Consider the following 14543-nt stretch of genomic DNA (forward strand, 5'->3'; position numbering starts at 1 on the left):
ACGGATCCTGATTCCTCTTTTTTCCCCGGCGTTTCCTTTGGGCTTTTCTTGCCCGATGCCGGGGGCCAGAGTCCTGTTTCCTCGTATGGCCAAACCCGCCCGCTTCCTCCGGATTTTGCTCTGGACCGCCATCTCCCTCCTCGGTGCTACCGCGGTGGGTATCGCCGCTTTCCAACGCAACGAACCCGTCAACGCACTCTGGCTTGTTGTCGCCGGAGCCTGCACCTTCGCCGTCGCCTACCGCTTCTATTCGGCCTGGATCATGGCCCGGGTCCTGACCCTCGACGACTCCCGCGCACCGGCCGCCGTCACTTGCCAGGACGGCAAGGACTACGTGCCCACACCCCGCTGGGTCGTCTTCGGCCACCACTTCGCCGCCATCGCCGGCCCCGGCCCTTTGGTCGGCCCGGTGCTCGCGGCCCAGTTCGGCTACCTGCCCGGCACGCTCTGGATCCTTATTGGCGCCACTCTCGGCGGGGGTGTGCACGACGCCGTCATTCTCTTCGCCTCCATGCGCCGCAACGGCAAATCCCTCGGCCAGATGATCAAGGAGGAACTCAATCCGGTCATCGGCTTTGTCGCCATGGTCAGCCTGCTTGCCATCATGACCATCCTCCTGGCGGTCCTCGGACTGGTCGTGGTCAAGGCCCTGGCCGAAAGTCCCTGGGGCTTGTTCACCATCGCCGCCACCATTCCCCTGGCCTTTGCCATGGGATTGATGATCAAGAGCGGCAAAGCGAGCGTGACCGCCGCCTCGGTCTTCGGTGTGCTCGGTCTGTGTGCCGCCGTCGTCGCCGGCAAATACCTCCCTCCGGGACTGACTGCCGCCCTCACCCTCAAGTCCACCGACCTGGCCTGGGCCATCATGATCTACGGTTTTGCCGCCAGTGTCCTCCCGGTCTGGATGCTGCTCGCTCCCCGCGACTACCTGAGCACGTTCATGAAGCTCGGAACGGTGGCGGTCCTCGCTGTTTTCATAGTCATCCTCGCGCCTCCCCTGCACATGCCGGCCCTCACCCCCTTCATCCACGGCGGGGGCTTCGTCGTCCCCGGACCCGCCTTCCCCTTTGTCTGCATCACCATTGCCTGCGGCGCGGTCAGTGGCTTCCACTCCCTCATAGCCTCCGGCACCACCCCCAAGCTGCTCGGCCGCGAACGCGACATCCGCCTCGTCGGTTACGGCTCGATGGTGGTGGAAATGCTTGTCTCGCTCATGGCCATCATCGCCGCCTGCGCCCTCCAGCCCGGGGTCTACTTCGCCATCAACGCCCCGGTCGACCCCAACAATGCCTCCGCAGTCGCGGCCCAGCTCGCCACCATCAATTCTTATGGCCCGGCTTACAGCGTCACACTGGAGCAAATGAACCAGCTTGCCCGCGACCTCGGTGAACCCCACATCATCGGCAAGGTCGGCGGCGCCCCCACCTTTGCCGTCGGCATGGCCCACATGTTCGCCCAGGTCATCCCCGGCAAGTCCGCCCTCTCGCTTTGGTATCACTTCGCCATCATGTTCGAGGCGCTGTTTATACTGACGACCATTGATGCGGGTACGCGGGTGGGCCGCTTCCTGCTGCAGGATTTGATTGGGCAGGTGTATAAGCCGTTTGGCCGGACGAGTTGGATACCCGGCGTGGTGGTGGCCAGTGCGTTGGTGGTTTCGGCCTGGGGATGGTTTTTGTACCAGGGCGTGATGGACCCCTTGGGGGGCATCAATAGCCTGTGGCCGCTGTTTGGGATTGCGAACCAGTTGTTGGGAACGATTGCGCTTTGTTTGGCGACGACAGTACTGATCAAGATGTACCGCTGGAAGTACGCCTGGGTGACGGGTTTGCCCTTGGCGTGGATGATCAGCGTGACGTTCTCGGCGGGGTGGATCAAAATTTTCGCCGAGAATCCGCGTTTGGGATTTTTGGCGCGCGCGGAATTTTTGGAGGGCCAACTGGCGGCAAATCCGGCGAACGCGGTGCAATTGAAGCAGCTGATCTTCAATGAGCGCATGGACGCAGCAGTTTGCGGGCTGTTCCTGGTGTTGACGGCGATCATCCTGGTGGAATCGGGCCGGGCTTGGTGGGGCGTGTTGAGTGGTGCGCGGGAGAACAAGAGCACCGAAACGCCGTTCGTAATGTCGCAATTGCGGCCGGAAGAGGTATAGGCCATGACCAGCGCCGTATTGTTTGCCCTGCTGGTGCAGGCACAGGCGGGAGAGCGCCCCATGGCGATGCCCACGCTACGGGAGCAGGCGGCGGTGCAGCAGGAATGGGTGAAAGCCCGCCTGGAGCGCAACCTGGCGCCGTTGATGCGCAAATACGGGGTGGATATGTGGCTGGTGGTGAGCCGCGAATACAACGAAGACCCGGTGTTCTATTCCATGGTTTCGCCCACCATGTTCGCGGCGCGGCGGCGCACGATTTATGTTTTTCATGATCGTGGGCCGGAGCAAGGGGTAGAGCGGCTGGCCTTGGGCGGAGGTTCGCAAGGCGGAATTTATGAGGTGTACCGGGATCCGGATAGCGGCATTGAACTGTACGGAGACTCTCAGTGGACGCTGCTGCGGAAACTGGTGGACCAGCGCAAGCCGAAGCGCATTGCCGTGAACATTAGCCACACCCACGCGTTTTCCGACGGGCTAAGCGCCGGCGAGCGCGAGCAACTCGAAGAGGCGCTGGGCGAGGAGAACCGGGCGAAGATGGTGCGGAGCGAAGGATTGGCGCTGGATTTTGTGGCCTTGCGCCTGCCGGAAATGATGCCGCAATACCGGAGGATGCAGGAGTATGTGCACTGGATTATCAGCCGGGCTTTTTCGCGCGAAGTGATTACACCGGGCAAGACGACGGACCAGGACGTGATCTGGTGGTTGCGGCAGGAAAACTTGCGGCTCGGCTTTGGCAACTGGTTTCAACCCTCGTTGCGCGTGCAGCGCAAGCGGGGCAAGGCGCTGCAGATTTTGAGCGAGGACGCGCCGACAGTGATTGAGCGGGGTGATGTGCTGTGGGTGGACTATGGCCTAACGGCGATGCGTTTGGCTACGGACACCCAGCATGTGGGCTACGTTTTGCGGGAGGGGGAAAAACAGCCACCGCCCGGAATTCTGGCCGCCTTGGCGAATGCCAAGAAGATGCAGGACATCGTGTTGGCGAAGATGCGCCCGGGCCGGACGGGCAACGAAGTATTGGCCGAAGCCTTGGCGGAGATTCGCGCCTTGGGAATTAAGGGTACGGTTTATACGCATCCGATCGGGGACCACGGACATGGTGCGGGCCCGTTGATTGGGTTGTGGGACCGGCAGCAGGGAGTGCCGGGGCGAGGCGATGTGAAACTGGAGCCCCAAACTTGGTTTTCGATTGAGCTTTCGTGCCGGACCCCGATACCCGAATGGGACGGACAGGAACTGTTTGTGGGCATGGAAGAGGATGCGATGCTGGGCCCGGACGGCAAGGTGAGTTGGATTTTGCGCCGGCAAGAGCAATACCACTTGATTCGTTAAGCGCATAGTTCGACAACGGGTTCGAAAGCAGATTCGAAAACGGGTTCAATGGCGCTGAGGTACTCCCGGACAAAGCTGCGCGCCATGGGGGAGCAGCCGGGCGAGGGATAAATTTTGAAGAAAAAGTGCTGCGCCGCCGATGGTTCAAGGGAGGGGCATAGAAATGCCAGGGTAGAGGCGTTCGAGGCGACGCAACTCTTGCAGTCTTTGCCGACTTCGCGGCACAAAGTCGGGCCCGCGGGGGGTATGGACGAGTCTTCGTTGGCGATAAGCATTGCGAGATATTTCCTCTAGTGAGTTCATTTGTAGCCTTTTTCGCCTAGGGGACTAAAGCCTGCGGGGGTGGGAAATCTCAACGTTTGGTGAGGGTTGGGGCTACCCGCAAAAGAGGGTATTGCAATCGGCACCAAATTTTTCAGTGTTGGTGCAATTTTCAGGCGGTGTTGCTACGCTCAAACTAGGGCTAGCCGCGCGCCGTAGACGAGCGGTGGGCTTCGCAATTTTCCGGAAAGCTATAACTATTTCGTTTTCATGAACATACGTTCGTTGTTTAGTTTATTTTCCTCGGACTTGGCCATTGACCTGGGGACGGCGAATACGCTGGTGTATGCCAAGGGCAAAGGGATCGTGGTGAACGAGCCCTCGATTGTCGCGATCAACAAGACCAACGGCGAAGTGGAAGCCGTGGGCAAAGAAGCCAAAGAGATGTTGGGCCGCACGCCGGGCAACATTGTGGCCATTCGGCCGATGAAGGACGGGGTGATCGCGGATTTCAAGGTGACCGAGCGGATGTTGAATTACTTCATCCAAAAGGCGCATGGCCGCAAGATGATGGTGCACCCGCGGATTGTGATCGGGGTACCGAGCGAGATTACGCAAGTAGAAAAGCGTGCGGTGATTGATTCCGCTTACCGGGCCAAGGCGAGCGAAGTGCACTTGGTGGAGCAGGCCATGGTGGCGGCGATCGGGGCGGGTTTGCCGGTGTCCGAGCCGGGCGGCAACATGGTGGTGGACATTGGCGGCGGCACGACGGACGTGGCTGTCATCTCGTTGGCGGGCATCGTCTATTCGCGCTCGGTGCGCGTGGCGGGCAATGAATTGGACGATGCGATTATCCAATATCTGAAAAAGAAGTACAGTCTGTTGGTGGGGGAACGAACAGCCGAACAGATCAAGATAAATTTGGGTTCTGCCTTTACCTTGGATAAGCCCTTGAAGATGGAAATCAAGGGAAGGAACTTGATTGAGGGCATTCCGCGGACGGTGGGCATTGGCGACGAAGAAATCCGGGAAGCATTGAAAGAAGGCGTAGACACAATTGTCAATGCCATCCGAGTGGCCCTGGAGCGCACGCCGCCGGAACTTTCCGCGGATATTTCGGATCGCGGAATTGTTTTGACGGGCGGGGGAGCGTTGATCAAAAACCTGGACTTGCGGATCCGTCAGGAGACGGGATTGCCGGTGTCGATTGCCGAAGATCCGCTGGCCTGCGTGGTGCTGGGCATCGGGAAAATGCTTTCCGATTTCAAGCTGCTGCGGCGGATTGCGATTGAGTAAGCGAGGGTAGTTTGCGGCCCGGAAGGGCAAGCGCTTATGGAAGGATTCCTAACCCGATATCGCAATCTGACAGTCCTGGTGATTGTGCTCCTGGCGCAATTGGTGTTGCTGGCCGTGCAGGTGAAGAATAACCAGGATGTGCGACTGATCCGGGTGTGGGCGGTGACGGCCATCACGCCGTTGGCACGCGTGCTGGAGGGGGTGCGGGCCAATACGATTGGCTTGGCGGGCGAGTATTGGGAACTGTGGAATGTGCGTTCCGTGAACAAGCAATTGCAGGCGGAACTGGACAAGACAAAGTTGGAAAACCACTATCTGCGGGAAGAGCTGGCCACGGCGAAGCGCGCGGAGGCGATGGCGGCCTTTGTGCAGCGGAACCCTTCGAAAACGATTGGGGCACGCATTATCGGCGCGGGCGCCGGCGCCAGTTCGAAGGTGGTGTTCATTGATCGCGGTTCGACCTCCGGGGTGATGCGAGGGATGGCCGTTATTACGCCAGATGGAATCGTAGGGAAGGTAACATCTGCCTATCCGACGGGTTCCATGGTGGTGATGATCACCGACCCCACTTTTGCCTGCGGGGTGATTTCCAATAAGACCCGAATTCACGCAACGGCCAAAGGGCAGGGGAACAATCAGCTGTTGGTGGACTATATTCAGAACGAGCAGACGGTTGAGGTAGGCGAAGTTTTCTATACCTCGGGAGATGACCGAATTTTCCCGAAGGGCTTGCCGGTTGGCACGGTGCGCGTGGCGAAACCGGGGAAGCTTTTCAAGGAGGTTTACATAGCGCCAACGGCTTTCGACAAAGGCTTGGAAGAGGTGCTGGTGGTGCTGGAGGGCGTGCACCAGCAATTGCCCGAGTGGAACTTACAAACGGGCGAAGGGCCCATGGCTAAGCCGTTGCCGCCGCCGGAAGGAAGCGGTGACGCGGTCCCCGTGCCTGCTAGCCCCACTCCCGCGACAGCCCCAGCTTCCACCTCAAGCGAAGGCGTAGGGCCAACGACCGATGCCGACCGATTGTTGAACCGCTATAAAGAATTAGGTGCGGAGCAGGGCGTGACGTTTGGAGCCGGGGGAAAGATCCCCAATTTCAATGCGCCGAAGACTCCCAAGCCCGCCCCGGAGAAGAACTGAACGTGGCGAGCCCGGATTATTCGGATTCTCATCTACTGGATGGGCGGCGAAAGAAGAATACTTCTTCCTTCCGGCCCATCGTGTTTTTCTTGATCCCGCTGTTGAGCGTCCTGCTCGATGTCTTCTTGCGGCGATTTGTGGAGTGGAGCCAAGTGCTGGCCTTCCCCCTGCTGGTGACCATCTACTTTTCGTTGATGAAGCGGCAGCCAATCGCCGGCATTGCGATTGGGGCCACCATTGGCTTGATGCAGGACTCGCTCTCCCAACAGCCGCTGGGGATTTTTGGCATTGTGAAAACGCTGGTGGGTTATTTTTCGGCGAGTGTCAGCCTGCGCTTTGATGTGAACAACCCGGCGATGCGCTTTGGCCTTTCCATGTTTTTCTTCCTGTTTCACCAGTTCTTTTACTGGGTGATGATGAAGGCCCTATTGGGCTTGGCGCCTTCGATCGATGTGATGGATGAGATGGTAAAGGCGGCTTTGAACTCGGCGTTGGCGATTCCCTTATTTTGGCTCTTGGATAGACTGAGAGAGGATTCTGAGGACTAATCTGATGTTTCGTGCCTCTGGCCGAGCCGGCCGGGAAGAATACCAAGAGCGCTTGAGCCTACAGCGGGACGAAGGAAAGTTTGCGCAGGGCAAAATTGGGCTCTTGCAGTACGTGACGGTGGGGGTGTTCTTATTTCTGGTTGGTGGTTACTGGAATCTGCAAATTCGCAACGAGGACGTCTATTCATTAAAAGCGGAGCGGAACCGCATTAAGAGCTTTCCGATACCGGCGGCGCGGGGAAAGATTTTGGACCGCGACGGGCGGGTGATTGTTGACAACCATTCGAGCTTCAGTGTGTTGTTAAGCCGGGAAAACTTGCAGGAAGAACATTTGGCGCCGATTGCCGAGGGCCTGAATTTGGACTACGAGGAATTGGTGGCGCGCTTGAACCGCTTTCGCAAGCGGCCAAAGTATCAGGCATTGATTTTGAAGCAGGAATTGACGCCGGCGGAAATCGCGTTTGTGGAATCGCATCGGGACCCGGATACTTTTCCAGAGTTGGAGTTGATCCACACGGAGCGTCGCGTGTATCCGGGCAATGGCTTTGCGGCGCACATGTTGGGGTATGTGGGAGAAATCAGCGAGAGCGAATTAAACCAGCCGGAGTTCGTGAAAAACCAACCGGGCGACTTGGTGGGCAAGACCGGGTTGGAGCGCCAATACAACGACATCTTGACGGGGGAAGATGGGCAGCGCCAGGTATTGGTGAACAACAAAGGGGAAGAGCGGAGAGTGTTGGGCTTTAAGGCGGCGGTGCCGGGGGAGTCCATCCAATTGACGATTGATCTGGATTTGCAAACGGTGGCCGAGTTGGCCATGGAAGGCAAGCGCGGCGCGGTGGTGGCCTTGGACCCGCGCAACGGGGAAGTGCTGGCTTTGACCTCGCGGCCAAGTTATGACTTGAGCAAGTTGGCCTCGCGCGATCGCGGGGCGGAGTGGAGAGAGATTACGACGAACCCAGAGAAGCCATTGCTGAATCGGGCCATCCAAGCGCAGTTGGCGCCGGGGAGCACGTTCAAGCCCTTTGTGGCGCTGAGCGCACTGGAATCCGGCGAGGTGGACGAGAATACGAGCTTCGGCTGTGGCGGCGGCTTCAATTTTTTTGGCCGCTATTTTCATTGCCACAAGAAGAGCGGGCACGGAGGGACGAGTTTGAAAAAGGCTTTGGCGCAAAGTTGTGACGTGTACTTTTATCAGGTGGGAAACCGCATCGGCATTGACCAAATTGCTAAGTGGGCCGAGATTGCGGGCTTTGGGAAAAAGACAGGTATTGACCTGCCGGCGGAGGCATCGGGGACTCTACCTTCCACGAAATGGAAAATCCGCGCCTTGCGGGAGCGCTGGTATGGCGGCGATACGATATCGGTATCGATCGGCCAAGGCTACTTGACGGCGACACCGATCCAGTTGGCGCACGGGATGGGAGGGTTGGTGATGGGGGGAGTTTGGCATACGCCGCACTTGCGTAAGGGTGACGCGCCACAGAAGGCTGCGCGGAAAGCCGAGATAGACTTGACGCACGTGCGAACGATTATGGACGGCGTGTGCGATGTGGTGAATGGCGGAGGCACGGCGGGGCGTTCGCGTTTGCCGAACGGGGAATTCTGTGGTAAGACAGGGACGGCGCAAATCGCTTCGAACGAATACCAGAAGGCCAAAGGAATCCGCTTGAAGGACAATGCCTGGTTTGTGGCGTTTGCCCCGCGGGTGAACCCGGAGATTGTGGTTTCCGTGTTGTGGGAGGAAGGCGAGCACGGGCCGGATGCGGCCTTAATCGCGCGCGATGTGGTGAAGGCGTATTTGGATAAACGGGCGCGGAAGCAGTATTCGCAAGGTGCGGGTGAGGGTGTGCAGGTTAAGTTGGAACAGCCCGCGGGCTTGTCCAGTGGGGAAAGGACCGCGGAAAATGACTGAATCCCGTGGCTTGCGTGATGTGGATTGGACGATGCTGCTGATTGCCCTGCTGCTGGCGGGGATTGGCATTTTGCAGATTTATTCGGCGACACAGAGCGAAGAGGGCAGCAGCCTTTGGTGGAAGCAGTTGATCTTCGTTGGGGCGGGACTGCTGGTTTTTTGGGTTATCAGCCATTTTGATTACCACTCGTTTTTGGGCCAGGCGCCTTACTTGTACGTGGTGTTTACGGTCATACTGTTTGGCTTGATGATTTTCAGCCGGGTAGTGCTCGGGGCGAAGCGATGGATTTCGCTGGGGGGAGGGATGAAACTGCAGCCCTCGGAGTTCATGAAGATCGTGTTGGTGCTTTTCATGGCGCGTTTTTTGGCAGATTTGAAGACCGAGTCTTTGGACAACGTTGACCTGATGAAGTTAATGGGGATTGTATTCATGCCCTTTGTGCTGGTGAATTTGCAGCCGGACTTGGGCACTTCGCTTTGCTACCTGCCCGTGCTGGCGGTGGGCTTACTGCTGGCTGGCATGAACCGGCAGCAGGCGGTGGTGTTGTTGCTGATTGTGATGCTGGTTTTGCCGGTGGGTTGGTTTGTCCTAAAGGATTACCAGCGCGCGCGTTTGACCAGCTTTTTGGATCCGGCGCAGGATCCGCAGGGCTCTGGCTACCAGGTGTTGCAGTCGAAGATCGCAGTTGGATCAGGCGGCATGTGGGGGGCGGGAGTGACGCGGGGAATGCAGATCCAATTGCAGTTTTTGCCCTTTGCCCATACGGATTTTATCTTCGCCGCCTTTGCCGAGGAGCACGGGTTTATCGGCGTGGTGACCGTACTTGGGTTATATTTCCTTTTATTGATGCAAATCCTGCAGAACGCGCAGACCGCACCCGACCGGGCCGGTACAGCCATTTGTATGGGCGTCGCAGGGATTTTGCTGTTTCACGTTTTGGAGAATGTTGGTATGGTTGCCGGGCTGATGCCCGTAGCCGGAATTCCTTTGCCGCTAATGAGTTATGGCGGCTCAAACATTTTGTCGGTGTTTATCATGCTGGGGCTTGTGAACAATGTTCGGCTCCGGCGGTTCTTGTTATGAAGATGTGAGGCTCTTCGCGGAAGAGAAGAGACCAGACCCGTTCCGGCGAAAGCAGATTTTGCAACTGGAAGCGAGCGTAACGAAAAAGATTTCAGGTGAGGGAGAGCAAGTAGGGCCAACCGCAAGGAGCCAGAAACACTCCCAAACCGCCGGGGGAGATCGCCCCGGGAAGGCAATCGAGAGCTTGGAAAATTCTAGTGGGACAGCGGCCGAGTAAGGTCCGCAGAACGGTGACGGTGCAGCGAAGGGCTTCTCTAAAGGAGAAGCGAGATGGCGAAAGAATTAGTAATTGCGGGTGGCCGCCACGAAACACGCGTGGCCGTGCTCGAAGATGATCAGTTGGTTGAGGTTTACTTCCAAAGGAAGAACGAATACTCGCTGGCGGGTTCCATACACAAAGGCCGGGTAACGCGTGTATTGCCGGGCATGCAGTCGGCGTTTGTAGATCTTGGCTTGGAGCGGGATACGTTCCTTTATGTGTCGGACTTCTTTGACGAGGAGGACGATATTGAAAAGGTGACTGAAGGCCGGGGTGCGGAACGCGGTCCGGATAACGGCCGGAGCGAAGCGAGCCGGAGCGAGCGGGGAGACCGGGGAGACAACGGACGCCGGGGACGGCGTGGGCGTGACCGTGGGCGGCGCGGGAGAAGCAACGAGGCGCCGTTGAGGGAAGCAGCGCCGGCGGAAGCTTCGGAAGCCGTTGAAGAACTGATCGAGCATGAGTCGATTGCCGAGTTTGCCCCGAACGAATTAGCGGGTTTCGGGGACGGCGTGGAAATCGAAGTGGTGAGCGAGGCGAGTGCGGACAGGAAAAGCGAAAGCGGAGGCACGGGCACTCGCCGCCGCCGTCGCCGCAACGGAAAGCCTGGTAGCTTTCCGGAGAGCAAGTACGCGGATCCGTCGGAAGACAGCGAACCCGAAGGCAACGAGGAGGCTGGGGAAGAAGAGCCGGAATCGCTGCCGGAAGAGATTGTGCTGCTTCCGGGAGAAACCCGGAAAAAATTGCAATCCAAGGGAGTTACGCCGATCGTGCTGCCTTTGGCCGTAGGCGGAGACGAGCCGGCAGAGGCTGAAGAAGCCGAAAGCGAGGCCGCGCCGCTGGCTATGAGCGCCGGGGCCGAAGCGCCGGAAATGCGGCACGCCGAGGAATCTACCATTTCCCCTGTCCATCTCTTGACGCGGGAAGCCTTGGCCGAAGAAGAAGAGGCCGAGGTGATGGAGGAAGTGAAGCAGCACCTGGCCGAGATTGCCCGCGAAAAAGAAGAAGAGCGCGACTACGAAGAAGCGGCGCGCTTGGACGAAGGCCAAGAAGAAGGGGAAGAAGAGGGCCAGGAAGAAAATCCGGAAGAGGGAGACGAGGGAGAGGAAGGCGACGAGGCGGAAGAGGCCGAAGAAGACGAAGGCGATGAGGACGAAATAGAGGAAGCGGCATCTGACGAGACGGCGCTGGCGGAAGACGGCGAGGAAGCGGCCGAAGAAGTCCAAGCCGAATTGGCGGGTGACGCCGAAGGAGAAGAGGAATCTAACGAAGGGGACGAAGCCGTTGTGTTGCCGGCCTTGGGTTATTCCGCGCATTTGCGGCAGAATGAGCCGCGAACGGAAGATGGAGCGCGGGAGCGCGGTGGGCGTCGCCGCCGGCGTGGGCGCGGGGGACGCGAACGCGGAGTGGAAGCGAAAGTTGATGCACCCGCTGAAGCTGCTTCCCTGCCCGAAGGCCAAGCGGAAGAGGCAGCATCGTTGCCTGCATTGTTGCCGGGCGAAAGCCGCAACCGTGAGCGCAAGCCGGAGAGACGGGAAGAACGCCGCGAGGAACGGCGGGAAGATCGCCGCGACGATAAACGCGAGCGACGCACACCGCCTTCCATTTCGGAACTGTTGAAAGAAGGCCAAGAAGTATTGGTGCAGATTGCCAAGGAGCCCTTGGGGCAAAAAGGCGCCCGCATCACCTCGCATATCGCCCTGCCGGGCCGCTACTGCGTCTATATGCCAACCGTGGAGCATACGGGCGTTTCCCGCAAGATTGGCAGCGATGAAGAGCGTGCGCGCTTGAAGCGCATTTTGCAATCGCGCCGCGATACGATCCAAGGCGGCTTCATTATTCGGACCGCTGGGGAGGGCCGTGCGGAATCGGAAATTCTGGCGGACATGGAGTTTCTGCATTCCCTGTGGATGGACGTCCGCAAAAAAGCGGAGGCCAAGAAGGCCCCGGCGCTGATTTATCACGATTTGGAAATTGTGGAGCGCGTGCTGCGGGACCAAGTGGGACCGGACTTCAAGTCCATCTGGGTGGATAACGAAGAAATTTACGAAAGTGTGCTTCGTTTTCTGGAGCGTTTCCAGCCGGCAATGGTGGCGCGCGTCCGGATGTACACGCGGCAAGCCCCCATCTTCGATAGCTTCGGCATCACAAGCGAATTGGAAAAGGCGCTGCGGCCGAAGGTGTGGTTAAAGTCTGGTGGCTACATCGTGATCAACCAGACGGAGGCCCTGGTGGCCATCGACATCAACACCGGTAAGTTTGTCGGGCGGGGCAACCGCCTGGAAGACACCATCGTGAAGACGAATATCGAAGCCGTGAAGGAGATCGTGCGGCAAATCCGTCTGCGCGACCTGGGCGGCATTATTGTGATCGACTTCATTGACATGGATGAGCGTAAGAACCGTTTGCGCGTGATGCAAGCACTGGAAGAAGCCATGCAAGCAGACCGCGCACCGTACAAGATTCTCCAGTTCAATGATTTCGGCTTAGTGGCGATTACGCGGAAGCGCGTGAAGCAATCGCTCGAAAGAACGCTCTGCGCGCCGTGCCCGTATTGCGAGGGTTCGGCTTATGTGAAGAGCGTGCAGACGGTAATTGGCGAAATCATGAACGAGGCGAAGAAACTTGCGCCGGCAGTGGTGGACGCCAAGGACGTGATGTTGCGCGTGAACCCGGAAGTGGCCAAGGTCTTCAAGTCTACGGAGAACGAATATCACGAAGAGCTGGAGGAAGTATTGGGCCGCCAGGTGATGGTGATGTCCGATCCGCTGATTCACCAAGAGAAGTTCGACTTGGGGTAGGGCCGCGCATGCGATTTTGCTTATGGTTTGTTGCTTGGGTAGGCGTATTCGTCTACCCGGCACAGGCCCAAGAGCTTTCGGTTTATTCGGATGCAATTGTGCTGGCCGAAGCGGAGGGGGCGGACCTAAACTGCGAGCCCGCTCCGCAGGTCCGGCAGGTTGAAGTGCTTTCCCCCCAAGTGCAGGCGGGAGGGCAATTGACCCTGTTGTTGGTGGCCCGGGCGCAAGCGGGGACAGCCTTTCAATTGGAAGTGGGTACGAACCCTGAGCAATTGCTGGACTTGAAGCTGTTTCGTTACTTTCCGGGTTTGCGCTACGGCAGGACCCACTTTGAACAGCCACTGGAACATGTGGAAGGGCGGGTGCGCGGCAGGATCGCGGAAGGTCAGCGCTGCGCAACTTTTTTCTTGACGGCCGTGGCAAGGGAAGAAGCAGCCGGTCAAAGGGTGAGATTGGAACCGGCAGTTTGGTTTGCCACGGGAAGGGAAACGGGTGGGTGGATGCGCTATCCGCTGGAAATCCGGGTTGCGGGCAAGGCCACTGCGCCACCCTTGGGCTGGCAGCGTTGTGAAGCCGAGTTAACGGACTTGGCGCAGACTGTGGTGCTCGCTTTGGGGGTGGGCTGCAAGCGCGCTCTGCCAAAATGCGAAGCGACGAGAGAGTTGAGCGTGGGTGCTTTGTTGGCGGGGCAACTCTTGGGAGAAATGCCGGAGTTGGGGAGCGCGCCGGCCTGCGCAAGGGAGCAGGAATCGTCGAACATACCCATCGATTTGGTGAGAGTTCGACGCCGCGCGGGCCACTAAACGGCTCGATGTTAAACTAACATATGGTCCTCGGAGAGATGGCCGAGTGGTTTAAGGCGCACGCTTGGAAAGCGTGTATACGGGAAACCGTATCTAGGGTTCGAATCCCTATCTCTCCGCCACTCCTTACTGTTGCGCCGGCGTTGTTAAAGTCACCGGAACCTGCCCAGTAATCTCAATCCCAAAGCCCTCCAGACCTACAGCCCGAACCGTAGAGTTGGTGATGAGTTCGATCTTGCGGCAATTCAGATAGCGGAGAATTTGCGCTCCTATGCCCACTTGGTGCTGCAGCTTGCGGTGGCCTGCGGGTTGGCCGCCGGAACGCAAATGGGGAGTGAGGGTAAGGGCGGAATCCGGATCGGGGAAAAGGCGGTCTGCGGCTTGGAAGTGGAGATAGACAATCAGGCCGGAGCCTGCGGCGCTGATCTTTTCCATGGCCGCGTTCAAGAGCGCGCGGCAATCGCACTGGGTGCTTAGAAAAACATCGCCGAAGGGACAATGCGAATGCATGCGAACGAGCGTTGGGGTATCGGGCGAAAGTTCCCCCTTGACCAAGGCGGCGTGGAGCTCGGAGTTCAGAAGATTTTCGAAAACCAAAAGGCGGAACGTGCCATAGGCCGTGTCGAGCATCCCTTCGCTCTTCAAGCGGACATAACTTTCGTTTTGCAAACGGTAGCGGATAAGGTCCGCAACGGAGATCAGGGCGAGTTGGTGTTCGCGGCAGTATTCGATCAATTGCGGCAAGCGAGCCATGGTGCCGTCCGGGTTGACGATTTCGCAAATCACCGCGCCGGGGCGGCGGCCGGCGAGGCGGGCAAGGTCTACGGAAGCTTCGGTTTGGCCAGCGCGTACGAGTACGCCGCCCTGTTGCGCGCGGAGGGGAAAGATGTGGCCGGGGCGGGCGAGGTCGTCGGGCTTCGCATCCGGGCGGATGGCGGCCTGAACCGTTAAGGCG

10 protein-coding genes and 1 tRNA gene are annotated in these 14543 nt (G+C 58.6%); 10 read left to right on the forward strand and 1 reads right to left on the reverse strand.

The features are described from left to right. Positions 1 to 85: 85 nt before the first annotated feature. The 10 genes from SFU85_11800 to SFU85_11845 all read left to right on the forward strand — a co-directional run bounded on the left by SFU85_11800 (position 86) and on the right by SFU85_11845 (position 13710). Positions 86 to 2152, forward strand: coding sequence for a carbon starvation CstA family protein (locus SFU85_11800; GenBank protein ID MDX6767461.1), 2067 nt, complete (start codon positions 86 to 88; stop codon positions 2150 to 2152). 3 nt (positions 2153 to 2155) lie between these two features. After that, positions 2156 to 3484: a M24 family metallopeptidase gene (locus tag SFU85_11805; GenBank protein ID MDX6767462.1), complete on the forward strand. Its 1329-nt coding sequence runs from the start codon at positions 2156 to 2158 to the stop codon at positions 3482 to 3484. A 531-nt stretch (positions 3485 to 4015) separates the two neighbouring features. Further along, a complete protein-coding gene (locus tag SFU85_11810) occupies positions 4016 to 5041 on the forward strand; it encodes a rod shape-determining protein (GenBank protein ID MDX6767463.1) in 1026 nt (341 codons plus the stop codon). A gap of 78 nt (positions 5042 to 5119) precedes the next feature. Continuing rightward, positions 5120 to 6178: a rod shape-determining protein MreC gene (gene mreC, locus SFU85_11815; GenBank protein ID MDX6767464.1), complete on the forward strand. Its 1059-nt coding sequence runs from the start codon at positions 5120 to 5122 to the stop codon at positions 6176 to 6178. A 2-nt stretch (positions 6179 to 6180) separates the two neighbouring features. Continuing rightward, positions 6181 to 6726: a rod shape-determining protein MreD gene (mreD, locus tag SFU85_11820; protein MDX6767465.1), complete on the forward strand. Its 546-nt coding sequence runs from the start codon at positions 6181 to 6183 to the stop codon at positions 6724 to 6726. Positions 6727 to 6730: 4 nt separating this feature from the next. Continuing rightward, positions 6731 to 8641, forward strand: coding sequence for a penicillin-binding protein 2 (gene mrdA / locus SFU85_11825; protein ID MDX6767466.1), 1911 nt, complete (start codon positions 6731 to 6733; stop codon positions 8639 to 8641). Further along, positions 8634 to 9725 (forward strand): rod shape-determining protein RodA, encoded by a 1092-nt coding sequence (gene rodA / locus SFU85_11830; protein MDX6767467.1) that lies wholly within the window; start codon positions 8634 to 8636, stop codon positions 9723 to 9725. Before mrdA ends, rodA begins: the two co-directional genes overlap by 8 nt. Before the next feature lie 270 nt (positions 9726 to 9995). Continuing rightward, complete coding sequence (locus tag SFU85_11835) at positions 9996 to 12785, forward strand: Rne/Rng family ribonuclease (GenBank protein ID MDX6767468.1); 2790 nt, start codon at positions 9996 to 9998, stop codon at positions 12783 to 12785. 8 nt (positions 12786 to 12793) lie between these two features. Beyond that, positions 12794 to 13588 (forward strand): hypothetical protein, encoded by a 795-nt coding sequence (locus SFU85_11840; protein ID MDX6767469.1) that lies wholly within the window; start codon positions 12794 to 12796, stop codon positions 13586 to 13588. A gap of 32 nt (positions 13589 to 13620) precedes the next feature. Further along, a tRNA-Ser gene (locus SFU85_11845) sits at positions 13621 to 13710 on the forward strand. Between the two features lie 4 nt (positions 13711 to 13714). Here SFU85_11845 and SFU85_11850 read toward each other — a convergent pair. After that, positions 13715 to 14543: 3,4-dihydroxy-2-butanone-4-phosphate synthase (locus tag SFU85_11850; GenBank protein ID MDX6767470.1), on the reverse strand; the 829-nt coding region annotated here is incomplete at its 5' end.

Source organism: Candidatus Methylacidiphilales bacterium (assembly GCA_033875315.1).
Taxonomy (GTDB): Bacteria; Verrucomicrobiota; Verrucomicrobiia; order Methylacidiphilales; family CAZTYG01; genus JANRJG01.

Coding starts and splice junctions, on each gene's coding strand:
- SFU85_11800 (MDX6767461.1), top strand. CDS start 86: ATGGCCAAACCCGCCCGCTTCCTCCGGATTTTGCTCTGGACCGCCATC.
- SFU85_11805 (MDX6767462.1), top strand. CDS start 2,156: ATGACCAGCGCCGTATTGTTTGCCCTGCTGGTGCAGGCACAGGCGGGA.
- SFU85_11810 (MDX6767463.1), top strand. CDS start 4,016: ATGAACATACGTTCGTTGTTTAGTTTATTTTCCTCGGACTTGGCCATT.
- mrdA (MDX6767466.1), top strand. CDS start 6,731: ATGTTTCGTGCCTCTGGCCGAGCCGGCCGGGAAGAATACCAAGAGCGC.
- rodA (MDX6767467.1), top strand. CDS start 8,634: ATGACTGAATCCCGTGGCTTGCGTGATGTGGATTGGACGATGCTGCTG.
- SFU85_11835 (MDX6767468.1), top strand. CDS start 9,996: ATGGCGAAAGAATTAGTAATTGCGGGTGGCCGCCACGAAACACGCGTG.
- SFU85_11840 (MDX6767469.1), top strand. CDS start 12,794: ATGCGATTTTGCTTATGGTTTGTTGCTTGGGTAGGCGTATTCGTCTAC.